Here is a 26,287-nt window from a genome sequence, read left to right on the forward strand (position 1 = left end):
CGCTCACCGCTGGAGCCGGGAGTCGGCCTCGGCCAGGAAGACGTCGAGCACCCCGTCGCCGACCTGGGGCTGGGCCGCGCCCCAGCGGTTGCGCGGCGGGCTGACCCGGACGGCGCGGGCCTGCCGCTGCAGCTCGCGCGACTCGGCGAGCAACGTGGCGGCCCTGGTCGCGTCCCCCGCCTCCCGGGCCTGGAGCGCGTCGATCATGTCCACCATCGCCCTGCCCCACAGCTGCGTGGCATCGAGCCAGGACCCGGCGTCAGCGGCGAAGCCCCGCTGCACCGCCCCGCCGCGGATGGTGGCCGGCGCCGTGGCGATGGCCGTCGCGTACGGTCGCAGCGCGATGATCGCCTCGGCCCGCCGCCCGGCGTCCCACGCCTGCCAGAACGCGGTCACCCGCGCGGCGAGCTCGGGCGCCTGCGGCTGCCATGGGGTGCCGCCGAAGGTCGGAGCCACGTGCTCCAGGTCGCCGAAGACCAGCAGGGCCGCCGTGGCCGCCTGGTCGCCGCCGGCCAGGTAGGCCATCGCCCGCGGCCAGCTCCTCCTCGCGTCGTACGCCTTGTCGTTCCAGGTGAAGTCCGCGGTGCCGAAGACCGCGACCTTGCTCGCGTACGGCTGGTTCATCGGGTTGGCCACGATGCCGGACAGATGCGCGGACAGGCCGCCCTCACGCTTGTCGTACGGCGCCAGCAGCAACCGGCCGCTGGTGTTGCCGTAGTCGTTGACCGGATAGTTGTCCCAGACGAACACCTTGCGCCCGAACAGCTGCGCCGCCTTCTCGGCCTGCGCGTTGGTGATCTCCGGAGGCACGGTGTCGGTGCCGGTCCACATCACCTCGACCGCGGGGTCGAGGGAGGCCCGCATGGTCTGCTTGTACGTGGTGTCGGTCAGGTCGCCGTACTCGGTGGGCACCATCTGCAGCGGCCGGGCGCCTTCGTGGGTGGCGATGAAGGTGCGCTGCAGGTCGTTGAGCAGATCGACCTGGGCCTTCGCCGCGGCGGTGCGTCCGGCCGCGCCGTACGCGGCCTCGTCCGCCGCGCAGTTCCAGCGCGTGTAGCTGATGTCGTCCAGCGGGATGGAGAACGCCCTGGCGCCCAGATCGTAGAGCGCCTGCAGCTTGGCCTTGAGGATGTCGCGGTCCGCGCGGTCGGAGTAGCAGATCGACACGCCAGGCGAGAGCGCGAAGGTGAAGCGGACGTGGTTCGCGCCGGCGCGTGCCACCAGCTCGCCCAGCTCGGCGAGCTTGTCGGCCGGGTAGGGGTCGCGCCACTTGTCGCGATGGTAGGGATCGTCCTTGGGGGCGTAGACGTAGGTGTTGGCCTTGACGTCGCCGTAGAAGTCCATCTGGTCGAGGCGTTCGGCGTGGGTCCACGGGGCGCCGTAGAAGCCTTCGATGGTGCCGCGCAGCGGCATGGACGGGAAGTCGCTGACCTGGACCCCCGCCACCTTCCAGCCGCCGCCGGACTGGACGAACAACTGGCGCAGCGTCTGCACGGCGTAGAACTGGCCCGCGGCGTCCTTGCCGCCGAGCGCGATCTGGCGTGGGGTGCCGCCCGAGACCCGCAACGCGTACCCCTCGGCCTGGCCGGGCACGGTCGTGTCGCCGAGCGCCTTGGCGATGTCCGGGCGGGCCGCGGGGCCGAGCCGCACCGTGAGCAGGCCGGACGTGCCCGGGGGGATCCTGCCGGGGGCGACCGTGTCCACCCGGCCGGCGCCGTGCGCCTTGAGCTCCCGTACGAGGCGGTCGCGGGCGGCGGGGTCGGTCTGGGCGTCGGCGACCACGAGCACCCGGCCGGTGACGTCGGCGGCGGCGCCGGCGCCGGTCAGTGACTGCGGGGTCGGCGACACCGAGGGTAAGGGCGGCACGGGAGCGGAGTGGGCCGCGGGGACGGGCAGGAGCGCTCCGGCGCACAGGGACGCGGCCAGCGCGAGACCCGCTGCGGTGGTGATCTTGCGTCTTGTCACAAAAGTCTCCACTGGTCTATACCGGCAAGGTGATCAGGGTGTCACCTGCTGGGGGGTGGGCTCGCGCCTTTCTCTACGCGGTCTAGACCGGCAACCTGATCATCAGGTTAATATCCGCACCTTTACTGTCAAGAGTTATGTTGGCCCACACATCTGGCAAATCGGGTCAGGCGGGTTGTTCGGCCGCCGTGCGCGCCGCCATCCGGCGTTCGAACCACACCGAGGTGAACGGCGGCACCGCGCACGCCAGGCCGAGCACCACCGTGCCCCGGCTCCAGCCCGCCTCCCGCGCCGAGAGGACCACCCCGAGCGCGTACAGCACGAACAGCGCGCCGTGGATCGGCCCGAACACCTTCACGCCGAGCTCGCCGGTCTCGGTCGCGTACTTGAAGAACATCCCGGCCAGCAGCCCCGCCCACGAGCACGCCTCGGCTACCGCCACGAGTCGAAACCAGCGCAGCACAATCCACCCTTTCGTCCGATTATCGCCCATACTCTACAGGCTGTAGAGCGCAGTCTGATCATCCAGGGAACACCTGTCGCGAAGGTTAGGCTTACCTTATGTTGGGAGGGTGACGAATCCTTCTGAGATCCGTACGGTGACGACCGAGGCCGAGCTCCGCGAGATCGTGAAAGACCCGCCGCAGACCATCTGGGACAAGGACATCGCCCGGATCGACGAGCACGCGCGCACGATCATCGCCCACTCGCCGTTCGTGCTGCTGGCGACCTCCAACACGGACGGCCTGTGCGACGTCTCACCCAGAGGCGACCCCGCCGGGTCGGTGCTGGTCCTCGACGACCATCGGCTGGTGCTCGCCGACCGGCCCGGCAACCACCGGCTCGACAGCTTCCGCAACGTGCTGGACAACCCCCGTGTCGGGCTGCTGTTCATCGTGCCGGGGATGAACGAGACCCTGCGGGTGAACGGCCGCGCGACGCTCGTTTCGGACGCGCCGTTCTTCGATGACCTGACGGTCAAGGGCAAACGGCCGCAGCTGGCGCTCCTCGTCGAGGTCGAGGAGCTCTACATGCACTGCGCGAAGGCGTTCCTGCGCTCGTCCCTGTGGAAGCCCGAGACCTGGCCGGACCGCAAGAGCCTGCCCACGCTCGGACGGATCGCCAAGGATCACATGGGCCTCAAGGTGCCCGCGAAGGTGATCGACGCGGGGCTGGCCATGGACGCCAAGATGAACCAGTACTGAGAGGTCAGGGGATCGGGGGCAGCGGCTTGTCGTGCAGCCAGGCCGACAGCAGCGGCCCCACCGGCAGGGTGGTGTGCCGCTGGACGTGCCCGGCGAAGTCCTGGGTGGTGACGTTCGCGTGCCGGCGCCCGGCCGTCCAGTCGCGCAGCATGGAGAAGAAGACCTCGTCGCCCAGTGTCCGGCGCAGCGCGTGCACGGTCAGCGCCCCCCGCTTGTAGACGCGGTCGTCGAACAGCGTGTCCACCCCGGGGTCGGCCAGCACGAAGTCCTGGCGGAGCGCGGCGAGGCGCTGGTGCCAGCGTTTGGCGTGCGAGGCGGCGGACGGCCCGCCCGAGGACTCCGACCAGAGCCATTCGGCGTACGTGGCGAACCCCTCCTGCAGCCAGATGTCGCTCCAGCGGGACACCGTGAGGCTGTTGCCGAACCACTGGTGCGCCAGTTCGTGCGCGACCAGCCGTTCGGACCCGCGCCGCCCGTCCACGTGGTTCCTGCCGAAGATCGACATGCCCTGCGCCTCGATCGGGATGTCCAGCTCGTCGTCTGCCACGACGACGACGTAGCCGGTGAACGGGTAAGGCCCGAACAGGTCGGTGAACGCCGCCATCATCTCGCCCTGCCGCCCGAAGTCGTGCCGGACGCGGGCGCCCAGGCGCGCCGGATGGGCGACCCGGGTGCCCGCGACCTGCGTGACCTGGTAACGCCCGATCTGCACGCTGGCCAGATAGCTCGCCATCGGCTCGCGCTGCTCGTAGATCCACGTCGTGGTCCCGCCGGCGCGCCGCTGGGCGGTGAGCACCCCGTTCGCGATGACCCGGTACGGCGAGGCGGTCGTCACGGCGATCCGGTACGACGCCTTGTCCCCGGGCCGGTCGTTGCACGGGAACCAGGAGGGCGCGCCGATGGGCTGCCCGGCGACCAGCGCGCCGTCGGACAGCTCCTCCCACCCCAGCCCGCCCCACGGGCTGCGCACCGGGACCGGGCTGCCCGAATAGCGGACCTCGACCTCGGCGACGGCTCCCGTGGGCAGCGGCCAGGGCAGCGTCACCCGCAACTTGCCCCGGTCGTGCAGATGGCGGGCGGCGACGCCGTCCACGGCGACGCCCGCGACCCGGAAGCGGCCGAGGTCCAGTTCGAGCACGCTGAGCGGTTCGGCGGCCGTCACCGTCAGCAGGGCCGTGCCGTCGATCCGGTTGTTCGACACCCGGTACTTCAACGACAGGTCATAGCGCGACACCATGTAGCGGTGGTCGCCGTGCCCGGGGAAGTACGGTGTCATCGCCACGCCGAGATGGGATTGCCGAACCATCGCGTACGCCCGGGCACCGACTCCCCGCGCATGACGAGCGAGGCCGGCCCGATCGTGGTGTCGGCGCCCACCCGCGCGGCGGGCAGCACCACGCCGTGCGGGCCCAGCGTCGCGCCCGCCTCAAGGGTCACGGTGTCGATGTTCATGACCCGGTCGTGGAACAGGTGGGTCTGCAGGACACAGCCCCGGTTGACGCAGGCGCCGTCCCCCAATGTCACCAGATCAGCCTCCGGCAGCCAGTACGTGTCACATGAGACCCCATGCCCGATTTGCGCCCCGAGTGAACGCAGCCACGCGTTCAGCGGCGCGGTCCCCAGCCACGGCTGCGCGAACCAGGGCGCCGCGAGCACCTCCACGAAGTTGTCCGCGAGCTCGTTGCGCCACACGAACGAGCTCCAGAGCGGCTTGCTGCCTGCCCGGATCCGGCCGACCAGCAGCCATTTGGCGGCCGTCGCGACCGCGGCGGCGGCCACGCCCGCGGCCAGCAGCACCACGCCGCCCAGCGCGAGCGTCGCGGCGAAGCCGTAACCCGCGGCGAGCCACTCGAGGGCGGCGGCGACGATGACGGCGAGCGCGACCGCGCACATCGCGGGCACCACGCGGAACGCCTCGACCAGCGCCCTGGCCGCCTTGTACCGGGCGGGCGGGTCGTAGGTGCGGCTCCGGTCGGCCTCCTCGGCGGTGCGGCGCAGCTCGATGGGCGGCATGCCCACGTACGACGAGCCGGACCTGGCCTTCTTCGGCGTCGCCGACAGCACGCCGACCAGGCCGTCCTTGGGCACCTTGCGGCCGGGCGCGGTCATCCCCGAGTTGCCGAGGAAGGCGCGCTTGCCGATCCGCGCGGAGGCGATGCGCATCCACCCGCCGTCCAGCTCGTACGGGGCCACCATCGTGTCGTCGGCCAGGAACGCGCCGTCGCCGACGGAGGTCATCGTGGGCAGCGCCAGGACGGTCGACAACTCGACGCCGCGGCCCACCGTCATGCCGAGCGCCCGCAGCCAGACGGGCGTCAGGACGCTGGCGTACAGGGGGAACAGCCAGACGCGCGCCGAGGCCATCAACCGTCCGGTCGCCCACGCCTGCCACGCCTGGCGGCTGTGCACCGGATGGCGGCCGGCGTGCAGGCCCAGCCCGAGCAGTCGCACGGTGACCAGCGTGACCAGGGCGAAGGCCGCCATGCCCGCGAGGGTCGCCGCCGGCACGCCCGGCAGGGAGGCGGCCAGGGCCGCGCCGACCGTTGGCGCGTCCGCGGCGAACGCGGCCAGCACCGCGAGCCCGGCCCCGGCCGCGACGGCCGGGAGCAGGCTGAGCACCATGGCGCTGAGCCCGTACACGGCGGCCCAGAACCGGGAGCGAGGGGGCCGCTCCGCCGGGCGCGACCGGCGGGACTTGCCCTGCCTGAACGCCGGGGCGCCCGCCCAGTGCTGGCCCGCCGGCACGGTGCCGGCGACCGCCGATCCGGGAGCGATCTGGGCGTTCTTCCCGATCCTGGTGCCGGGCAGGAGCGTCGAACGGGAGCCGACGGTCGCGCCCGCGCCGATCCTGATCTCGCCGACGCGCAGCAGGTCGCCGTCGTACCAGTAGCCGCTGAGATCGACCTCCTGCTCGACCGAGGCGCCCCTGCCGAGTTTGAGCAGCCCGGTGACGGGCGGCGGCGAGTGCAGGTCGGCGTCGCCGCCCACCTGGGCGCCGAGCAGCCGGGCGTACCACGTCATGTACGGCGCTCCGGCCAGGTCGGGCACGCCGAGCCGCTCCGCGAACCGCTCGGCGAACCACACCCGCAGGTGTACGCCGCCGCCGCGCGGATAGGCGCCGGGCTGCACGCCGCGCAGCAGGAGCCGGGCCACGGCCGCCGACAGGCCCATCCGCCCCGGGGGCGTGACGAACACCAGGGCGCCCAGCGCCACCCACCACCACGACAGGGCCGGGGCCCACGGCGGCGCGAGCAGGTTGCCGAGCGCGGCGAGCAGCACGATCCAGCGCGCCGCGCCGGCGCTCAGCAGCACCACCATCAGCGCGGACTGGGCCAGCTCGGCCCGCCTGGGCATCGGGACCACGGGCCGCCGTCCGGTCTCGGCCTGGCCCCTGCCGGACAGCAGCCGGGCCAGCCCGCCGAGCGTCGGCTGGGCGTACACGTCGCCCACGGCCACGTCGGGATGGTCGGCGCGCAGCACCGACACCAGCCGGGCCGCCGCCAGGCTGGTGCCGCCGTCTGCGAAGAAGTCGGCGTCGGGGCCGCTCGGCGGTACGCCGAGCACGGCCGTCCAGCGTTCGGCCAGCCGCGCCTCGGCCGCGCTCAGCGCGACTTCCGCGGCGGCCGGCCCGGCCAGCGGCCACGGCAGCGCGGCCCGGTCGATCTTTCCCGAGGTTCTGGTGGGCAGCGAGTCGATCGGCGCCAGGCGCGGCACGAGGGCCGCGGGCAGCGTCGCCGCGAGTCGTTCGCGCGCCTGCCCGAGGTCGAAACCGGGCTCGGCGACGACGTAGCCGACGAGCACCTGGTGGCCGCCGCCGGCGGTGCGGACGGCGGCGGCCGCGCCCGCGACCCCGGGCAGCGCCTGCAACGCGGCGTCCACCTCGCCCAGCTCGATCCGGCGGCCGCCCAGCTTCACCTGGTCGTCGGCTCGGCCCGCGAAGATCAGCCCTTCGGAGTCGGCGCGTACCAGGTCGCCGCTGCGGTAGGCGCGTGGCCAGCCCAGAGACGGCAGCGGCGCGTACTTCTCGGCGTCCTTGACCGGGTCCAGGTAGCGGGCCAGGCCGACGCCGCCGATCACCAGCTCGCCGGTCTCGCCGAGGGCCACCGGTTCGCCCGCGCCGTCGACGACCGCGAGGTCCCATCCGTCGAGGGGCAGCCCGATGCGCACCGGGCCGTCGCCGGTGAGCCGCGCCGCCGTGGCCACCACCGTGGCCTCGGTGGGCCCGTAGGTGTTCCACACCTCGCGCCCTGGCACGGCGAGGCGCTCGGCCAGCTCGGGCGGGCAGGCCTCGCCGCCGAAGATGAGCAGCCGGATGCCGTCGAGGTGCTCGGCCGGCCAGAGCGCGGCCAGCGTGGGCACCGTCGAGACGGCCGTGATCCGCCGGTCGGCCAGCCAGGGGCCCAGGTCCATCCCGGTGCGCACCAGGGCTCTGGGCGCGGGCACGAGGCAGGCGCCGTGCCGCCACGCCAGCCACATCTCCTCGCAGGAGGCGTCGAAGGCCACCGAGAGCCCGGCCAGCACCCGGTCGCCGGGGCCCAGCGGCCGCTCCTGCAGGAACAGCCCCGCCTCGGCGTCCACGAACGCGGCGGCGGAGCGGTGCGTCACCGCGACGCCCTTCGGCTTGCCGGTCGAACCGGAGGTGAAGATGATCCACGCGTCGTCGCCCGGCTCGGGCGGTGCGGGAGCCCGGTCGGCGGCGCCGGTCACCGTGAGCTCCCCGGTGATGACCGCGTCCACGCCGGCCTCGGCGAACACCGTCTCCGCGCGCTCGGCCGGGTCGTCGGCGTCGACGGGCACGTAGGCGGCGCCCGCGGCGAGCACGGCGAGGATGGACACGTACAGCTCGGCGGTCCCCGACGTGACGCGCACGCCGACCCGGGCGCCGCGGCCCACCCCGGCCGCGCCGAGCCGGGCGACCAACCGGTCCACCTCTGCGCGCAGCGAACGGTAGTCGAGGAGCACGGTGCCGTCGTCGATCGCCGGCGCGTGCGGGTGGCGGCGGGTGGTCTCGTCGAGGACGTCGATCAGGGTACGGGGCGCCGGCGCCAGCACGCCCGCGGGATAGATCGCGGTCGCGGGCCGCAGGCTTAAATCGGCAGGATGGCTGGGCAAGCGGTGCTCCCTTGATGGACAACGGGTGACATGCCAGAGTACGCGCCCCGTGTCGCGAACCGGGAAGCCCGGGGGTGGGGGAAAGTTTCAGGGCCGCGCGCCGTCGAATCATCGAAATTTTTCGGATGGCCGCCCGCCGTCGCGCCGGCCGCCCTTTGCCCCGGGTCATGCAATGACCAGCGAAAAACGCCGGAAGGACGGTCTTCACCGGGTGTCAACGGCGCTGAAAACGGGGGTTCGGCCAGGTATCGGAGCGGGATCGCCCGTTTGTTTCATGGATTGACGTAATCGGAAACGCGGTCGTAACCTCAGCGCACCGACGCGGAGGGCGGCTATTTAGTAAGCGCGCTGATTCGTCCGATGCGGAGATTCATCTCGACCTTCGAGGATGTCATCAATGAATCTGCTCTCAACCATCAAAGGCCGCACCCTCTCTGCGGCTGCCGTCCTGGTCAGCGCCACCGCGCTGGTGGGGGCCGCCGGACCGGCACAGGCGGCGGCACCGGCCGACGGCGGCGTGTACACGCTGGCTTCGGGTTCGAGCGGTAAGTGCGTCGATGTGACGGGTTCGTCGGCCGACAATGGCGCTCTGCTGGTTCAGGTCGCCTGTGTCGCTTCGGCCGCTGATCAGCAGTTCAGGGCGGTGGCCCGGGGGAGTGTCTTCAATCTGGTCAACGGCGGTAGTGGCCGGTGTGTCGACGTTCCTGGGTCGTCCACGGTCTCGGGTACGCAGTTGCAGCAGTGGGGCTGCGGTGACGGCAGTAAGGCCAATCAGCAGTGGACGTTCACGCCGTCCTCGGCGGCGTCGGGCAAGTACCTGGTCAAGAGCGTGGCAACCGGTCTGTGCGTGAGCAACAAGGACGGTTCCACCGCGGGCAACAACCCCATCGTTCAGGAGACCTGCTCCGACGTCGCCCGCATGCAGTGGACCTTCGCCGCCCCCTCGGCCGGGGGTCCGGTCTGGTCGAACAACGCCGACGGGTTCGCCGCCACCGGCGGCAACGGCCTGCCGACCACCACCGGGGGCGCGGCCGGCGCCACGGTCACCGTGACCACCTACGCCGACCTGGTCAAGTACGCCACCGCCGCCGACCCGTACGTCATCAAGGTCAACGGCGCCATCACCGTCACGCCGTACGGCACCGAGCTCAAGGTCGCCTCCAACAAGACCATCGTCGGCGTCGGCACCAGGGGCCACATCGTCAACGGCGGCTTCTTCCTCGGCTCCGGTGTGAGCAACGTCATCATCCGCAACCTCACCATCCGCGACACCCGCATGGCCGACGACGACCCGGATGACAAGCTCTACGACTACGACGGCATCCAGATGGACACCGCCCACCACATCTGGATCGACCACAACACGATCACCCGCATGAACGACGGGCTGATCGACAGCCGCAAGGACACCAGCTACCTCACCGTGTCCTGGAACGTCCTGTCGGAGAACAACAAGGCGTTCGGCATCGGCTGGACCGACAACGTCACGGCGCGGATGACGATCCACCACAACTGGATCCACGACAACAACCAGCGCAACCCCAGCACCGACAACGTCGCCTACGCCCACCTGTACAACAACTACCTGCAGAACATCACCTCGTACGGCAACTCCTCGCGCGGCGCCACCAAGATGGTGATCGAGAACAGCTACTACGACAACGTCAAGGACCCCTACTACAGGGACGACGCCGCAGAGCTCCGCCAGAGCGGCAGCATCGTGGTCAACTCGACGGGCCAGCAGGAGACCGGCGGCTCCGCCTTCACGCCGTCCTCCTTCTACTCCTACAAGCTGGACCCGGCCGCGCAGGTCCCGGCGCTCCTTCGCACCTACGCGGGCCCGCAGGCCGACATCGGCGTGTGACCGACACCTCGGGGCCGGCCGATCCCCGGCCGGCCCCGAGCGCGCACCCCCTCAGGAAAGGACTGACCATGCGCCACGGCATCCCGGCACCGTCACGCTCCGCGAAGATCGCGGTCGTCCTGGCGATGCCCGTCACCGTCTTGACCATCGCCACCGGAGTCAGCTCGGCCGCCGCGGTTCCGGCCGACGGTGGCGTGTACACGCTGGCTTCGGGTTCGAGTGGTAAGTGCGTCGATGTGACGGGTTCGTCGGCCGACAATGGCGCTCTGCTGGTTCAGGTCGCCTGTGTGGCTTCGGCCGCTGATCAGCAGTTCAGGGCGGTGGCGCGGGGGAGTGTCTTCAATCTGGTCAACGGCGGTAGTGGCCGGTGTGTCGACGTTCCTGGGTCGTCCACGGTCTCGGGTACGCAGTTGCAGCAGTGGGGCTGCGGTGACGGTAGTAAGGCCAATCAGCAGTGGACGTTCACGCCGTCCTCGGCGGCGTCGGGCAAGTATCTGGTGAAGAGTGTGGCCACGGGTCTGTGCGTGAGCAACAAGGACGGTTCCACGGCGGGCAACAACCCCGTCGTCCAGGAGACCTGCTCCGACCTCGCCCGCATGCAGTGGAGCTTCAACCCCATCACCGGATCGGCCACTCCGACGGTGGCGTCCGACGGCACCGGCCTCTACCGGACGGTGCAGGCGGCCATCGACGCGGTGCCGTCCACCAACGGCAGCCGCGTGGTGATCACCATCAAGCCGGGCAACTACCGGGAGATCGTCACCGTCAACAAGCCCTACGTGACGCTGCAGGGCCTGGGCGCGTCCCCGTCGGACACCGTCATCGTGAACAACCGCTCGGCCTACACCCACGGCACGTCCGGCAGCTACACCGCGCTGATCTCGGCACGTGACGCCGCCGCCACCAACCTGACGATCTCCAACGACCTCGACGAGAGCACCATCCCCAGCGGCCAGCAGGCCGTCGCGCTGCGGCTGGACGGCGACCGCACCACGCTGACGAACGTCCGCGTCCTGGGCGACCAGGACACGTTCCTCGTCAACGACTCGGCCCGCGCGTACGTCAAGAACTCCTATGTCGAGGGCACCGTCGACTTCGTCTTCGGCGGCGGCACGATCGTCTTCCACAGCTGCGACATCTACGAGAAGCGCAGCACGGGCGGTCCCGTCACGGCGGCCAGCACGGCGGCGGCCAAGACGTACGGCTTCCTGTTCTACAAGTCGCGCATCACCGGCGCCACGAACAACGTGACCACCCTCGGGCGGCCGTGGCGCCCCGACGCGCAGGTGCTGTACCGGGAGTCGACGCTGAGCGCGACGATCGCCACCGCGCAGCCGTGGACGGACATGTCATCGAACTCCTGGAAGAACGCCCGCTTCCTCGAATACCGCAACAACGGCGCCGGCGCTACCACCAACGCCAACCGCCCGCAGCTCAGCGACGCGCAGGCGGCGAACTACACCCCCCAGAAGTACCTGGCCGGCAGCGACGGCTGGAACCCCGCCGGTTAGCGCCGTTTTCCGCAGGTGACCGTCGACCTTGGTGGCGCCCCGGGCGGCAGATCACGGTAGGTAGGCGGCCACCCGCCGGGCGCGGCCGATGGCGGCGACGCGAGCGGTCTCGTTCGTGTGACGGTTCAGGGCATCGGAGCACGTTGACGGAACTCTCGCGCCAGGCCGAGGGATGAAACCTGGAAGACGGGAAACGTTTACGGATCATCAATCCAAGACCACCCGAATGGCCTCCGACGATCTTTACGTTTGCGGCGTTTGTGCATTGCCCCCCACCGTCGTGGAAGGACATCCATGCGCATTTCCGCTCGGGCATTGATCGTCGCGTTAGCGACCGCCCTGGCACTCACCAGCGCGAACGTGGCCGGCATCCCGGCCTTCGCGCAGGCCGACGATCCCACGCTGGCGGCACTTACCGAGGTCGTCCCCGAGATCATCGAGGAGGCCAGGACCGTCCCGCCGACCGAGATCCCCGACGGCGACGTCCAACGGCCCTTCGCCGCCGCGACCGACCCCGGCCACACGCTGTCGGTGTCCGTCAGCGAGACCGAGATCGGCATCGGCATGCCGGAGGCCGACGGCGCCGGCAGCCAGCCGCTGCCCGGCCTGGTCACCTACGCCGCCAAGCAGCCCAGCGTCTCCTTCGCCCACCAGCGCACCGGCCAGATCGCCCGGGCGCTGACCGTCATCCATGACGCCTCGGCGCCGACCGAGTACCGCTTCCCGATCTCGGCTCCCGAGGGCAGCATGCTGGAGGTCGAGGAGGACGACGGCACCGTCCTGATCTACAACAACGACTTCTACCTCGGCGAGATCGACCTGCCCTGGGCCAAGGACGCCAACGGCAACCCGGTGCCGACTTCGTACCGGGTGGAGGGCATGACGCTCATCCAGACGGTCAACCACGCGGGCGCCGCTTACCCCGTGGTCGCCGACCCGGCGCTCAAGCTGCAGTGCGAGTGGTGGAAGGCCATGTGCCGGCTCATCTTCTCGAAGAAGCTCACCAAGCAGATCTACAACGTCTGGTTCGTCGCCGGCGTCGCCGGCGCCATCGAGGCGTTGAAGGGCGCCTGCGACAAGCTCAAGGGCAAGGCCAAACTGATCTGCAAGATCGCCTACACGTCGGGCGGCGCCTCGGCCATCTACAAGGTCCGGGAAGCCGCCAGAAAGGGCCAGTGCTTCGCGATCCGGTTCCAGGCTCCGGGCATCGTCTGGTACGAGGTCCGCAAGAAGAGCTGCCAGAGCAAGTAGCTCCCGCATCATCCCGACGCCCCCGCCAGACCCGGCGGGGGCGTCGCCCTACCCGCACACCTCCCCGGAGCACTCATGCCTGCCCTCATGCCACGGGCCCTCGCCGGTGGTCTCGCCCTCCTGCTTGTCTCTCTGGCCACGCCTCCGGCCGCCGCCGAACCGCCGTCCGCCGCCACCTCGCAGGCCCCCGCGGACCCGGGCGACCCCTCCAACGCCGCGGCCGAGCCGAGTGCGCCCGACGAGGCCTCCGCCCGGCTGTCCGCCCGCCTGACGGGCCGGCGGGTCGAGGTGGCGGACGCCCGTACCGAGACCACCACCACCTATGCCAATCCGGACGGCACGTTGACGGTCGACTCGTTCGCCGGCCCGGTCAGGTTCCGCCGCGACGGCGTGTGGGCGCCGGTGGACATCGCGCTCACCAAGGCCCCGTCGGGCGAGATCACGACCCGCGGCCACGGCCGGGCGCTCCGGCTCGGCGGCGGGCGGACCGGCCTCGGCGCCCGGCAGGCCGGCGCGCCCGCACTGACCGACCTGATCACGATCGGCGAGGGCGCCGCCAAGGTCACCATGCAGTGGAAGGGCGGGTTGCCGGCGCCGCGCCTGTCCGGCGAGACGGCCACGTACCCGGACGTCATGCCCGGGGCCGACCTGGTCGTCACCGCCACCAGGACGGGCGCCGAGCAGTTCCTGCTGCTCAAGTCGCGCCCGACGACGCCGCTGACGTACACGCTGCGGCTGAAGGCGCCGGGCCTCGAACCGCGCAGGTCGGCCGACGGCGGCGTGGAGCTGGCCGACGCCAAGGGCAAGGTCGCCGTCACCATCCCCGCCCCGGTCATGTGGGACGCCGCCACGCATCCGGCCTCCGGCGAGCACCTGCGCCGTGCTCCGGTGGACATGAAGGTCTCCGGCCGCGACCTCGTCCTCACCCCTGATCCGGCCTTCCTGAACGACCCCGCCACGACCTACCCCGTCACCGTGGACCCCTCGCTCAACCTGGGCCAGGTCTTCGACACGTTCGTGCAGGAGGGCTACGGGACCGACCAGTCGGGCGCCACCGAACTCAAGGTCGGCAACAACGGCAGCGGCCAGGTCGCGCGCTCGTTCATCACCTGGAAGACCCCGGGCATCGCCGGCAAGAAGATCGTCTCGGCCACGCTGAAGCTCTGGAACCACCACTCGTGGTCGTGCAGCGCCCGCGCGTGGGAGGTCTGGTCGGCCAACAGGGCCTCTACGGCGTCGCGCTGGCCCGGCCCCGCGCTGGTGAAGGAGTACGCCTCCTCCAGCCAGACGAAGGGTTACGGCAGCGGCTGCGCCGACGGCGTGGTCACGGCCAACGTCACCTCGCTGGCGCAGTACTGGGCCGACCAGGGCTTCAAGGAGTCCGGCATGGGCCTGCGGGCCTCCAGCGAGTCGGACGAGTACGCCTGGAAGAGGTTCCACTCGGGCAACGCCGCGTCGAAGGTGCCGGTCATCTCGGTGACCTACAACTCCTACCCGAGCACCCCGGTCTCCACCTGGGTCTCGCCGTACAGCGAGTACGACGGCGTCCGCTGGACCAACACGGTCACCCCGCAACTGCGCAACCACGTGCGCGACCCCGACGGCGGCAACGTGCGCGGCAAGTTCGACCTGTACCTGGGCTCGACGATGCTGATCGACGACCTCTACGGCGCGTACGTGGCCAGCAACGGCTTCTCCGGCGCGAACGTGCCCGCGGGCAAGCTGGCCCACGGCAAGACGTACACGATCCGGTCGTGGGCCAACGACGGCTCGCTGACCTCGAAGGCGTACCAGACGGCGGCGTTCTCCGTCGACACCGTCAAGCCTGCCGCCCCCAAGGTGACCTCGGCGGACTACCCGAACGACGGCGGCTGGCACGGCGACGCCGGCAAGGCGGGCACGTTCACGCTCACCCCGGCGAGCACGGATGCCGGCTGGATCGCCTACAAGCTCGACGGCGGCGCCACCACGAAGGTGCTCACCACCGGCGCGGCCGTCACCGCCAAGCTGACCCCGGCCACGACGGGCGCACACACGCTCAGCGTGTACACCGTCGACAAGGCCGGCAACGCCTCGCCCACGACGTCCTACGCCTTCAACGTGGGCTCCGGCGCGGCCGTGGCCACGCTGGCCGCGCCCGCCGACGGCCTGCGCAGCAGTGGTAAGGTGCCGCTCGCCGTGACGGGCACGGCCTTCACCCAGGCCAGGTTCCAGTTCCGGCGCTCGGAGACCGACGCCTGGGCGGACCTGCCCGTGGCGAACGTGACGGGCGCGGACGGCAAGCCGCTGACCGCCTGGCCCGTGGCGGCCCCCAACGGGGTGTCCGGCCTGGTCTGGGACGCGGGGACGCAGCTCGGCGACGCCGCGGTGCAGGTGCGCGCGGTCGTCGCGGGCTCGGTCACGGTGGAGTCCCACCCGGTCGAGGTCGTGGTGGACCGCCGCGCCACCCGGGCCGCCACCGCACCCGTCGGCCCCGGCACGCTGAACCTGCTCACCGGGGACTACCGGCTCCAGAGCACGGCAGGTGGCCCGTTCGGCCTGACGCTCACCCGCACGGCCTCCTCCCGCGACCCCGGCCTCACGTGGACGCCCGCGGTGACCCTGCTCAAGGAGACCTCGCCGACGTCCGTGGAGCTGACCAGGGCCGATGGCACCCCGGTGCAGTTCACCAAGGCCAACGACGGCTGGAGGCCCGAGCCCGGCGCCGGGAACCTGACCCTCACCGGCACGTACACGCTCACCGACTCCAGCGGCGAGGTCACCACCTTCACCAAGCAAGGGGACGTCTACGTACCGGCAGGCCACGCCTACGAGCAGACCCGCCTCAAGTCGATCACCCGCTCCGGGCACACGCTGGAGCTCGGCTACGACGCCGCGGGCCGCCTGTCCACCGTCTCGCTGAAGGGAACGGTGATCACCCAATACGGCTACGACGGCGCGGGCCGGCTCTCCGAGGTGTGGGACCCGCGGATCAGCCCGCCGCTGAAGACGACCTACGGCTACGACGCCACCGGCCGGGTCACCACGCTCACCCCGCCCGGCGAACTGCCGTGGACCTTCGGCTACGAGAGCGACGGCCGGCTGCGCACCGTCACCCGCGCCACGCTCAAGCCCGGCACCGCCGACCAGCTCGCGGGCGAGGCGAAGACCACCGTCACCTATGGAGTGCCGCTCACCAGGGCAGGCGGCGGCCCAGCCGACGTGACGGCCAAGGACGTTGCCGCCTGGGGCCAGACGTCAGCGCCCGTGACCGCGACGGCGATGCAACCGCCGGGCCTCGCTCCGACCGTGACGTACCTGGACGAGTCGGGCAGATCGGTCAACGTCCTGACGCCCGGCGGGCACCTGTCCGCCACCGACTACGACCGGTACGGCCACGCGGTACGGGTGCTCACCGCCGCGAACAGGGAGCTGTCGCAGCGCGACACCACGGACTTCCGGCTCGTCGAACTCGCCATCACCGGTTACGGCCCCGACGAGCGCGCCGAACTGCTGTCCACCCGGCGGATCTACGACGCCACGGGCCGGCGCAAGGTGGAGGAGCTGAGCCCGGTCTCCATCGTGAACCTGGAGTCCGACGTGGACGACCTGCCGGCCGGGTACGCCATCGGCGCCAGGACCCGCACCGTCTACACCTACGACGAGGGACGTCCGGCCTCCGCGACGGCCCGCGACCTGCCGACCACCGTCAAGACCGGCGCCGTGATCGTCGGGCGCGAGTCCGAGCCGGACGTGGACGTCCGCACCACCGCCCTCTCCTACGACTGGGCGACCGGCCGGCAGATCAGGACCGTCCGCGACCCCGGCGGCCGCGCGGTCACCGCCGACACCCCAGGGCCGGTCCCCTACACGGCGACCGGCGGCGGTGCCTGCGGCGGGCGGCCCGAATGGGCAGGCCTGACGTGCCAGGACGGCGGCCGGACCTACACCCACACCGCCTCCGGCCTGCCCGCCACCATCACCGAGGGGAACACGGTCACCACCCTCAAGCACGACGCGGCCGGCCGCCCCATCGCGACCCAGGCCGGCGGCGAGGCCGAGCTCGGCCTCGGCTACAGCCCGGCCACCGGCCGGTCCACCGAGCGGTGGCGCGGCACGGAGAAGATCGTGACGGCCTACGACCGGCTGGGCCGGGTCATCTCCCACACCGACGCGGACGGCGGCCAGACCCGCACCGAGTACGACGACCTCGACCGCCCGGTCAAGGTCACCGACTCGGCCCCGTCCACCAGGACCTACGCCTACGACCACGCGGCCGAACCGCGCGGCCTGCCCACCTCGGTCACCGACTCGGTCGCGGGCACCTTCACCGCCCGCTACGACGCCGACGGCCGCCAGTTCGAGGGCGACCTGCCGGGCGGGCTGCACCTGCAGTCGCCGTACGACGAGCGCGGGCAGAACTACGCCCGGATCTACACCCGGGACGGCATGGAGGCCCCGGTGATGATCGACCAGATCGGCCGGAACATCCACGGGCAGGAGGTGCTCAGCCTGCGCACCGACACCATGAGCGAGCGGCAGCTCGGCTACGACAAGGCGGGCCAGCTCGCGTCGGCGCTGGACATGGCGTTCCCGATGTGCACGCTGCGCCGCTACGACCACGACCGCACGGGCAACCGGACCCGGCTGGCCGTGCAGGCGTCCGACGAGGACTGCCCGGTGGCCGACGACTCCGCCGCCGGCATCACCACGTACGCCTACACCTCCGACGGCAGGCTGACCGGCGACGGCTACGCCTACGACCCGGCGGGCCGCACCACCTCGCTGCCGGGCGGGCGCACCATCGGCTACTTCGCCGACGGCCTGCCGGCCAAGCAGAACTCCGGCGAGCGCAGCCTGACCTGGACCCGCGACCCGGCGGGCCGGACCCGCTCGGAGACCACCGAGACGGGCGCGCTCACCGTCCACCACTACGGCTCCGACGGCGAACGGCCCTCCTGGACGGCCGAGAACGGCGCCGTCGTCCGCAACGTGGCCGGCGTCGGCGGCGAACTGGCCGCGCTCACCGGAGCGACCGGATCGGTGCGCGTCCAGTTGCTCACCGTCGAGGGACACGTCGGGACCGAGTTGGAGCTCGACACCGGCCTCGCCACGGTGGTCGGGTACGACGAGTTCGGCGTGCCGTCCCAGCCGGTCCGTTACGGCTGGCTGGGCGGCGCGTTCCACCCGACCACGCTGGACGGGACCGTCCTGGTGTCAGGCCGCCTGTACGACCCGTCGCTGGGCCGCTACCTCCAGCGCCCGTACTGAGCCGCCTGGCGAACTTCTTGATCAATGCCGGCCGGCGATATCGATCGGCCGGCCGGTCCGACCGCCGAGCAAGCCGGCACCCTGCTGCCCTGGATCTGCCGCTCACCTGGGCCGCCCGCTTCTGAGTGCTCGTCCGAGCGGGCCCCGCACTCTCGCCGATCTTCGCTTTAACCAGCCCACCCCTGCTGTGATCTTGACGTGTTCCTGACCGTCGTTCAGGGACGTCGCCGCTACATTAACCAGCCATGATCACTTTGTGTGTTCGGTTCGTGACCATGTCCGGTGGGGTTGCCCGGTGAGCCGGTTGAGGGTCGTGATCGACGACCTGAGGGTTCAAGAGATGCGTCGGCGGGATGGCCGTTCTGGGTACACGATCGTCGGGTCGGACGGCATCGTCCACGAAGCGGCAGATGCGCTTCTCCGGCTGCTTGAGGTGGGTACGGCGAAGACCTATGCGTATCTGTTGGTCGATCATCTTCGGTGGCTTCGTCAGGAAGGACTCTCGCCGGAGACGGTGGCGTTCCGGGACGTCTGCCGTTACATGGGCGCGGTGGGCGCGGAGTTTGCGGGCCCGTTCGGCTCGCCGTGGCGGGTGGATAAGAAGCCCTATCGACAGAGCACGCTGGACACGGCAGCCGCCGCTTTGAAGCGGTTCTACCTGTTCCAGGCCTCGACGTTGGGGATAAACAGGGATCTCGGCGCGGTGCTGAGTGGGTCCCGGTTGCCGACGAAGGCCGATCGGCAGAGAGCATTCCTCGGGCACGTGCTCCAGGAGATGCCGGCCAACCCGCTCCGGCCGAAACGCCGCGTGAAGCGTCATCCCAAGATGACTCCGGACGGCGCCCGGCAGGCGCTGGTGGAGGCGTTCGACACCGCCCGGGACAGGATGGTGGTGACCTGGCTGCCTGATGGAGGGTTCCGCATCGGGGAGCTGACCAGTCTCCACCTGGTTGATCTGCACCTCCGAGAGGACGCGCTCTGCCGCGAGTGCCGGGCGGCGCACATCCACATCTGCCACCGGGAGGGCAACCCGAACGGTTCGCGCGTCAAGACGAAACACGACTGGTTCTTCGAGGACGGCGTCATCCGCGGCGGGACCATCCGCAGAGCGAGCCCGGCGATGGTGAGCAGCTACTTCGAGTACATGACGTCGGAATACCCGGAAGACGCCACCCATGGGATGCTCCTGGTCAACCTCACCGGACCGACGGCCGGGCTGCCCTGGACCTGTGATTCGGCCCGGAAGCTGCTTCGGCGCGCGGGCAAGCGTCTGGAGCTGGGGCGGATCACGCCGCACCAGTTCAGGCACGACTTCGGAACCGGTGCGCTGCGGGCCAGCGGCGGCAACTCGCTGGTGGCCCGTGACGCGGGCGGATGGGCCTCGGCGACCACCGTCGAGGAGGTCTACGGACACGCCGATATCGACGATCCGGTGATGACCAGGGCGCTCAACTCGGTCTGGGGCGAGACACCGTGAGCCCGGCAGCGCTCGGCCTCGCCGATCAGCAGGCCGATCGAGTCGGCAGGGACCGCCTCGAGATCCTCCAGGCGTTGATGAATGGCCCGGCGTTCGATCCCCTCTTCCGCAGCGACGTCATCACCCTTCCGGCGGATCACCCGGTCTATGAGTGGGCCTGCAGCGTGCTGGAGTGCGAACGACCGCGGGTCAACCAGCAGATCGATCTCTGCGGAGCCCACCGGGACGAGTGGACGATCTTCTCCTCGGAGAACCCCGGAGACGAGGCCAGAGCGGCCTTCCGACGACTGGCCACGCCGTTGCCCCGCGCTGAGGGCTACGAGCCCCCTCCTTGCAGGATCTGCCCCGGTCGGCCCGCCTTTGCCAACGAGCATCAGCTCTGCACACGACACATGCGCCGCTGGCGCGACCACCTCCGGCGCGGAGGCACAGAGGAGGACTTCGACGCCTGGGCTGCGGAGCAGGACGCGTTGCCGTCCTACGGCAACTGCGGGACCACAGCCTGCGAACGCATGGCAACGACCCCTCTCGGGCTCTGCCGTTTCCACGACAGGTCGTATCGCGAGCAGGGGCAGCCGGGCGGCGCTCGGCTCCCTGATCTCTGGGAGCGCTACTACGAGAGACAGGGCCAGCCTGTTCCGGTCCTCGCCGACGACATACGGGAGTTCCAGCGATGGTGCGCCCAGCAGGGACCTCCCCCGAACCCGAACCAGATCAACCTGGTCGGGCTTCGCCCGTTGGTCAAAGCCGAGCTCCAGTGGGGCTTGGAGGCACACACCCGGATAGCCGACCGCACCACCTGGCGCGTCTACTGGCTGCGGGAGATCGCCCAGACCTGCCGGGAGCAGGGTCTGGACTGCCTGGCCGATCTCGACCTGACGGGGCACCGCATCCAGATCCCCATGATCGTCCGTGAGATCACCGATGGCCTCCGGCCGATCTACTACACCAAGCAGGACAGCAAGCGGCTCGGCTTCATCGAGACCGCTCACTTCGGCCGCAGCCTCACCGAATGCAAGGGGCACTTCGACCTCACCGGCGTTCCGCAGCCCTGGCTCCGGGACCTGCTCTGGGAGTCCATGGCCGAGGTCTTGGAATCAGTGAACTGCCCGACGGGCCGCTTCGTCTTCGACGCCCTCCGCAAGGCGTTGCTGGAGCTCGGTGCCTTCCTGGCCGTTGACTCTCCAGACGGAGGCCGCACCCCGTCCTTGCTCACGAAGGAGCACGCGGACCGGTTCGTTGCCGACTACCGGCACCGCGCCGACAACCAGCTGCCGTCCCTGGCCATCCTCCGCACCAACGGCCAGCCGGGAACGGTGACCAGCAACACGCTGACCGTGACCTTCAACAACTGCCGGAGGATCCTCTACGGCACCCTGGAATCCGGATACGCCGAACAGATCGGACTCTCGCGAACGTTCATCACGGCGTTCCCGCACGGGAAGACCAAGCTCCGAAGACGTCGCCCATTCGACGACCAAACCGCCCGGGCCCTGGCCGATCCGGAGAATCTTCGGCGCCTCGAGACCGAGCATGATCCCAGAGACAACGGTCTGTGCGACATCTGGGAAACACTCGTGGCGACCGGTCGTCGCGCCCGCGAGGTCATCCGGCTGCGCCTCAACTGCCTGGGCCGATACGGGAACATCCCGATGCTCTGGCATGACCAGACGAAGGTCGGCAACTATGACGCGGGCATCCGCATCCCCGAGTATCTCTACACCCGTCTCGACGAACGTCGACGCAAGACCATCCAGCGGTTCGTCCACCGGCACGGCCTGCCGCCGACGCCGGATGAGAAAGCCGAGATGGCGCTGTTCCCCAGCAGGGTCAGGAACCCCAGGGAGACCAGATCGATCTCCTACTCCCTCTTCCGACGGGCCTTTCAAGCCTGGATCGCATCGCTCGACCTGGGCCGCTGCGTCCCACACCAGGCCCGCCACACGCTCGCGACCCGGCTGCTCCGAGCCGGCGCCACCTTGACCCACATACGGAAGTACCTGGGGCACATCTCCAACCAGATGGCCGAGCACTACGTGCACCTCTCCGGATCCGACCTCGACGACGTCCTCTCCCGCGTCTGGGTGGCAGGTCCCGGTTCGGAAAATCCGGGCGAGCTGCTGAACGAACTCCCCGCACCGCTGAGCCGGGAGGCGGCAGAGGCCATGGCGGTGAACATCAGCTACCGCTGCACCCCCACGCTCGGTGGGCTTTGCAGCGAACAGGTCGTCGTCGACGGCGGGCGTTGCCCCAAGAAGAAGAAACTGGACTGCGACAACTGCGACAAGCTCGTCATGACCGGAGCGGATCTCCTCTACTGGCGGAGAAAACGTGAACAGTGGTACTCCATCGCTGAGCGCGCTCCAGACGACGCCACCGCGAACTACCTCCACCAAGTTTTCGAGCCCACCGCGCGCGCTATCGACGGCCTCGAGAGAGTCCTGGCCGGAATGGGGCTCCTCGACCAAGCGCTCGCCCTGGACCTGAGGCGGCCCCAGGACTACTTCCACCGGCTCTGGAACCTCGGTTTCCCAATCGAATCACTCGCCAGCCTCAACGGCCCTTCTGAACTCGAGCGCGCATGATGAGCAAGACTCCGCCCGACCGGACCGCTCAGGCCATCAAAGCGCGCCGCCAGCACTCGAACGCGCTGCTCAACCGCGTCCGGGACGCCATCGCCGAACTCCACAAGGACCACGCGCGCATCACGAAAAGCGCAATCGTGAGGCGATCTGGAGTCTCCCGCACCTTCCTCAATCAGAACGCCGAAGCCCGCGCGCTGGCCGAAGCAGCAGTCGCCCGCGCAGACGGTCACCACGCTCAACGGCGCCGGCAAGCCGCCGATCACATCAACGCTTCATGGCGCGAACGAGCGATCAACGCTGAGCAGGGCCTCAAGCAAGCAACCGCCGAAATCCACACGCAGCGCAAACGGATCGGCGAGCTCCTCGGCCACATCCGTGACCTTGAGCTCGACCTCCCCGCGGACGCAGTCCAACGACTCACCACCGAGAACACCACGCTCAAACAGCAACTCCACGCGCTCACCGCCGACAACCGGAAACTGACCGAACGGCTGGCAGCCTCTCGCGACAACTACCGGTCCCAGGAAAAGGAGATCGCCAACCTGCAAGGGCTCCTCCTGGAACACGACCCCCAGACCGCCGCCCGGTATCTGCGATCGGTCACCGAACCATGAAGGGGTCAAGCTCGATGCCATGGACGCCATCGAACTCAGCGAGATGCTCGAGTTCATCAAGGACTGGCTCACCACCGACGACCAAGCCAAGGCCAGATTCGCACAGTTCGTCGGGTGCCCCGGTTATGACGCCGCCGACCTCTGCGTAGACGCCGACCGCTTCGTCTTTCTGCTCGGCGGCAACGACGGCGAGTACCTCTTCAGCCAGCCGACGGTCTCGGGCAAGCCGAGGTCACAGACGCGGCCAATCAGCTGGCCGCCGAGGGGAGGCGGTGGCCGTCGACGACCTTGCCACCACCTCCCCGTACATCACCCACACGGTACGCCGGTTCGGCAACTGGGTGATCAACCTGACCCCGCCGGACCAGGCGCCGAGCACGATGAAGCAGAGCAGCTGACAGCGACTCCAGCCCGCAGGGAAGTCCAGAGGAGTGGAATGCCCTCCATTTCCCGGGCCGGTTGGGTTGCCGGCGGGGGCGGCCTGAACTTCGTGGCCGTCATCTGCCACGGAGCCGAAGCTCCCGGCCGTCGCCGAGTGGGCCGGTGGGCCGCCGCTTGGACTTGCGCACCGAAACCGATCGGTTTACGGTTGTGGAAACTGGTCGGTTTCTCGCCGTAGAGGCGAATCCGAAAACGAGACCCACGAGGGGGAATCGGATGACTACCCCGCGCGACGCCGAGCGGCAACCGCCGGATCCGAAGCTGCCGGCGAAGCTGGCTGCGCACCCGTCGGTGCAGGCCGTCCTCGCCCGGCGCAGGACCGGTGACGTCGCGAGTCCGTCGCCGGTGATCGACGCGGCCTGGCTGCGCGAGCTGTGTCTGGCGGCCGGTGCGGACGACGCGGCCGCGGTCAGCCTGGACCACCCCGACCTGGCCGGCGAGCGCGAGCACGCGCTGGCCGCGTTGCCCGGCACTCGCGCCCTGATCGCGATGGTGTTCCGGATGAATCGCGACAACTGCCGTTCCCCGGCCCGCAGCGTGGCCAACCAGGAGTTCCACCAGACCGATGAGCAGGCCAACCACGCCGCTCGCAGCGTCACTCGGGCGCTGCAGGACGCTGGCTACCGTGCGCTCAACCCGTCGGTCGGCTTCCCCCAGGAGATGGACAGCTACCCCAGTGAGCGGATCTGGGTGGTGGCGCACAAGACGGTCGCGGTGGCCGCCGGGCTCGGTGTGATGGGCCTGCACCGCAATGTCATCCACCCCAAGTTCGGCAACTTCGTGCTGCTGGCCACCGTCCTGGTGGACGCCGAGGTGAGCGAGTACGGGCAGGCGCTGGACTACACCCCATGCATCGACTGCAAGTTGTGCGTCGCCGCCTGCCCGGTCGGCGCCATCAGCAAGGACGGCGACTTCGACTTCTTCACCTGCACCACGCATAACTACCGTGAGTTCATGAGCGGGTTCACCGACTGGGCGCAGACCGTGGCCGACAGCCAGGATGCCGCCGACTACCGCTCCCGGGTCACCGATTCCGAAAACGCCTCCATGTGGCAGAGCCTGTCCTCTCCCCCCGGCTACAAGTCCGGCTACTGCCTGGCCGTCTGCCCCGGCGGCGAGGACGTCCTGGGCCCGTACCTGGAGGACCGCAAGGCCTTCATGGAAACCGTGCTGCGACCGCTCCAGGACAAGAAGGAAACCCTCTACGTCCTGCCGGGCTCACACGCGCAGGAATACGCCCAGCGCCGTTTCCCTCACAAGCCCGTCAAAGAAGTCACCGGCGGCTGGCAGCCCCCGGCCAAACGCCCCGCATCCTCCTGACCCGGTGCGGCTCCCTGTCACGCCCGTACTCGGTCGCGAACGCCCGCGCTGTTGTCGGCGAACACGGGAGCCTGCTCGACCTGCATGAGGTGGTCTTCGGTGTAGGACGCCTCTCAGGGCTCTGTGCTCGCGCTCGCCAAGCACCCCTCGCCTCATTCGGCCTGGTACCCGACTATCCGATGGTGCTACCAGCGATGGAATTGCGAGCGGTCGCCGGGTGGCCCTCACCGAGTCAGGAACTCCACCGTTCGGCGGCGGCCGTGTGCGCCGAGGGGTGAACGTTCCGAGGCCGGCATGTAAGGACGCCGTCTCCTCCTGATGTAGCTGTGTTGTCCAGACCGGAGTAAGTCATGAATGGAATTCATCCCTTCCGCGTCCTGCGCGCCAAGCCGCTGTGGATCGCCAACGGCGTCATCACGGGCGTCCTCGCGCTGCTGTTCACTGTGTTCTACGTCGGCGCCAACATCGATCCGGCCGGTCACTTGACGAAGCTGCCCGTCGGTCTGGTCAACGCCGACAAGGGGGCCGCTGTCGGCGGCAAGCAGGTCAACCTGGGGGCGCAGGTCGCCGAGTCGATCAAGGGGTCCACTGCGAGTGGGGACATGATCGAGTGGAAGCTGATGGAGGAGAAGGAGGCGAAGGAGGAACTCGGCGAGGGCAAGCTGTACGGCGCGCTCGTCGTACCCGGCAACTTCACCTCCTCCGTCATCGCGCTGACCAGCGCCGCAGGCGCCGAGAGCCCGGTTCGCCCGACGCTGAGGGTGCTGACCAACCAGTCCGCCGGCAGCATGGGCTCCAGCCTGGCCCGGGCTGCTTCGACGGCGGCGGCCGAGAGCGCCTCGCGCCAGGTGGGCAGGGCACTGGCCGCGCAGATCGGGGCCGAGCAGGCGAAGCTGCCCGCCGCGGCACGCATCCTGCTGGCCGACCCGGCCGCCGTCACGGTGGAGGACGGCCATCCGCTCGACTCGCACAGCGGCCTGGGCCTGACCGCGTTCTACTACGCGCTTGTCCTCGTGGTCTGCGCCATGCTCGCCGCCAATGTCATCAGTGGCCAGGTGGACCACGCCCTCGGCTACACCCATAACGACATGGGCCCGCTGCGCCTGCACCGCCCGCTGATCCGGGCGACCCGGGTGCAGACCCTGGCCATCAGTTGCACGCTCATGATCGGTCTTTCTCTGCTGATGGGCACCATGGTCATGGTGGGCGCGGTCGGCATCATGGGCATGGACGCCTCTCACCTGCCGCTGCTGTGGCTGTATTCGGTGTACGCCATCGCGGTCTGCGGGATCGGTGCGCTCGCCCTTCTTGCCGTGTTCGGCACGCCCGGCATGCTGGTGGTCACGTTGGTCTATATCGCGATGGCGGTGCCGACGGCCGGTGCCACCACCCCCATCGAGGCGTTGCCCGACTTCTACCGCTTCCTCGCGGAGTTCGAGCCGCTGCGGCAGATCACCGGCGGTGTCCGCTCGATCCTCTACTACGACGCCCAAGGCGACGCGGGGCTGACCCGGGGATGGGTCATGATGGCCGTCGATCTCCTGGTGGCCGCGCTGTTCGGCTTCGGCGTACTGGGCTGGTACGACCGCAAGGGGCTGCACCGCATCCCCGCCGAGCCGAAGCCCGAGAAGACCGCCGTGCCGGCGTAGCAGAACGCGACTCACCCTGGACGACGCCATGGTCTGCGCGGAC

Annotated in this window: 15 protein-coding genes; 11 read left to right on the forward strand and 4 right to left on the reverse strand. The window is 70.0% G+C overall.

All coding sequences use genetic code 11. The features are described 5' to 3' along the window. Nucleotides 1-3: 3 nt before the first annotated feature. Both ACIBQ1_RS41550 and ACIBQ1_RS41555 read right to left on the reverse strand, forming a co-directional pair. On the reverse strand, nt 4-1,965 hold the full coding sequence (locus tag ACIBQ1_RS41550; RefSeq protein ID WP_397285864.1) for a beta-N-acetylglucosaminidase domain-containing protein: 1,962 nt from the start codon (nt 1,963-1,965) through the stop codon (nt 4-6). 166 nt (nt 1,966-2,131) lie between these two features. Continuing rightward, nucleotides 2,132-2,428 (reverse strand): DUF3817 domain-containing protein, encoded by a 297-nt coding sequence (locus tag ACIBQ1_RS41555; protein WP_397285866.1) that lies wholly within the window; start codon nt 2,426-2,428, stop codon nt 2,132-2,134. 109 nt (nt 2,429-2,537) lie between these two features. Between ACIBQ1_RS41555 and ACIBQ1_RS41560 the strand changes: the two genes are divergently transcribed. Further along, complete coding sequence (locus ACIBQ1_RS41560; RefSeq protein WP_397285868.1) at nt 2,538-3,170, forward strand: pyridoxamine 5'-phosphate oxidase family protein; 633 nt, start codon at nt 2,538-2,540, stop codon at nt 3,168-3,170. A gap of 4 nt (nt 3,171-3,174) precedes the next feature. On the opposite strand, the gene ACIBQ1_RS41565 is transcribed toward ACIBQ1_RS41560, so the two are convergent. Together ACIBQ1_RS41565 and ACIBQ1_RS41570 are read right to left on the reverse strand one after the other, a co-directional pair. After that, nucleotides 3,175-4,446, reverse strand: a complete 1,272-nt coding sequence (locus ACIBQ1_RS41565) for a M1 family metallopeptidase (protein ID WP_397285972.1) — start codon at nt 4,444-4,446, stop codon at nt 3,175-3,177. Next, nucleotides 4,443-8,282 (reverse strand): Pls/PosA family non-ribosomal peptide synthetase, encoded by a 3,840-nt coding sequence (locus ACIBQ1_RS41570; protein WP_397285870.1) that lies wholly within the window; start codon nt 8,280-8,282, stop codon nt 4,443-4,445. Before ACIBQ1_RS41570 ends, ACIBQ1_RS41565 begins: the two co-directional genes overlap by 4 nt. A 397-nt stretch (nt 8,283-8,679) precedes the next feature. On the opposite strand from ACIBQ1_RS41570, the gene ACIBQ1_RS41575 reads away from it, so the two are divergent. The 10 genes from ACIBQ1_RS41575 (at nt 8,680) to ACIBQ1_RS41620 (ending at nt 26,244) form a co-directional block, all read left to right on the forward strand. After that, complete coding sequence (locus ACIBQ1_RS41575; RefSeq protein WP_397285872.1) at nt 8,680-10,146, forward strand: RICIN domain-containing protein; 1,467 nt, start codon at nt 8,680-8,682, stop codon at nt 10,144-10,146. A 68-nt stretch (nt 10,147-10,214) separates the two neighbouring features. After that, complete coding sequence (locus ACIBQ1_RS41580) at nt 10,215-11,657, forward strand: pectinesterase family protein (RefSeq protein WP_397285874.1); 1,443 nt, start codon at nt 10,215-10,217, stop codon at nt 11,655-11,657. 294 nt (nt 11,658-11,951) lie between these two features. Beyond that, the gene (locus ACIBQ1_RS41585; protein ID WP_397285876.1) at nt 11,952-12,908 is read left to right on the forward strand and encodes a hypothetical protein; all 957 of its coding nucleotides are present in this window, start codon (nt 11,952-11,954) and stop codon (nt 12,906-12,908) included. Nucleotides 12,909-12,983: 75 nt separating this feature from the next. Continuing rightward, nucleotides 12,984-18,158 (forward strand): DNRLRE domain-containing protein, encoded by a 5,175-nt coding sequence (locus tag ACIBQ1_RS41590; protein ID WP_397285878.1) that lies wholly within the window; start codon nt 12,984-12,986, stop codon nt 18,156-18,158. A 313-nt stretch (nt 18,159-18,471) separates the two neighbouring features. Continuing rightward, nucleotides 18,472-19,635: a tyrosine-type recombinase/integrase gene (locus tag ACIBQ1_RS41595; RefSeq protein ID WP_397285880.1), complete on the forward strand. Its 1,164-nt coding sequence runs from the start codon at nt 18,472-18,474 to the stop codon at nt 19,633-19,635. Beyond that, entirely contained in the window at nt 19,533-22,220 is a 2,688-nt protein-coding gene (locus tag ACIBQ1_RS41600) for a tyrosine-type recombinase/integrase (protein WP_397285882.1), read from the forward strand. Before ACIBQ1_RS41595 ends, ACIBQ1_RS41600 begins: the two co-directional genes overlap by 103 nt. Next, complete coding sequence (locus ACIBQ1_RS41605; RefSeq protein ID WP_397285884.1) at nt 22,217-22,834, forward strand: DUF6262 family protein; 618 nt, start codon at nt 22,217-22,219, stop codon at nt 22,832-22,834. The genes ACIBQ1_RS41600 and ACIBQ1_RS41605 overlap by 4 nt, the downstream gene beginning before the upstream one ends. A 272-nt stretch (nt 22,835-23,106) precedes the next feature. Further along, a complete protein-coding gene (locus tag ACIBQ1_RS41610) occupies nt 23,107-23,232 on the forward strand; it encodes a hypothetical protein (protein WP_397285886.1) in 126 nt (41 codons plus the stop codon). A gap of 259 nt (nt 23,233-23,491) precedes the next feature. After that, nucleotides 23,492-24,595, forward strand: a complete 1,104-nt coding sequence (locus ACIBQ1_RS41615) for a 4Fe-4S binding protein (protein WP_397285888.1) — start codon at nt 23,492-23,494, stop codon at nt 24,593-24,595. A 350-nt stretch (nt 24,596-24,945) separates the two neighbouring features. Continuing rightward, complete coding sequence (locus tag ACIBQ1_RS41620) at nt 24,946-26,244, forward strand: DUF3533 domain-containing protein (RefSeq protein WP_397285890.1); 1,299 nt, start codon at nt 24,946-24,948, stop codon at nt 26,242-26,244. Nucleotides 26,245-26,287: the final 43 nt, after the last annotated feature.

Origin of the sequence: Nonomuraea sp. NPDC050153 (assembly GCF_044460125.1) — a bacterium.
In the GTDB taxonomy this organism is placed as follows: Bacteria; Actinomycetota; Actinomycetes; order Streptosporangiales; family Streptosporangiaceae; genus Nonomuraea.

Coding starts and splice junctions, on each gene's coding strand:
- ACIBQ1_RS41615 (WP_397285888.1), top strand. CDS start 23,492: ATGACTACCCCGCGCGACGCCGAGCGGCAACCGCCGGATCCGAAGCTG.
- ACIBQ1_RS41600 (WP_397285882.1), top strand. CDS start 19,533: ATGGGCCTCGGCGACCACCGTCGAGGAGGTCTACGGACACGCCGATAT.
- ACIBQ1_RS41580 (WP_397285874.1), top strand. CDS start 10,215: ATGCGCCACGGCATCCCGGCACCGTCACGCTCCGCGAAGATCGCGGTC.
- ACIBQ1_RS41605 (WP_397285884.1), top strand. CDS start 22,217: ATGATGAGCAAGACTCCGCCCGACCGGACCGCTCAGGCCATCAAAGCG.
- ACIBQ1_RS41590 (WP_397285878.1), top strand. CDS start 12,984: ATGCCTGCCCTCATGCCACGGGCCCTCGCCGGTGGTCTCGCCCTCCTG.
- ACIBQ1_RS41585 (WP_397285876.1), top strand. CDS start 11,952: ATGCGCATTTCCGCTCGGGCATTGATCGTCGCGTTAGCGACCGCCCTG.
- ACIBQ1_RS41575 (WP_397285872.1), top strand. CDS start 8,680: ATGAATCTGCTCTCAACCATCAAAGGCCGCACCCTCTCTGCGGCTGCC.
- ACIBQ1_RS41620 (WP_397285890.1), top strand. CDS start 24,946: ATGAATGGAATTCATCCCTTCCGCGTCCTGCGCGCCAAGCCGCTGTGG.
- ACIBQ1_RS41565 (WP_397285972.1), bottom strand. CDS start 4,446: ATGACACCGTACTTCCCCGGGCACGGCGACCACCGCTACATGGTGTCG.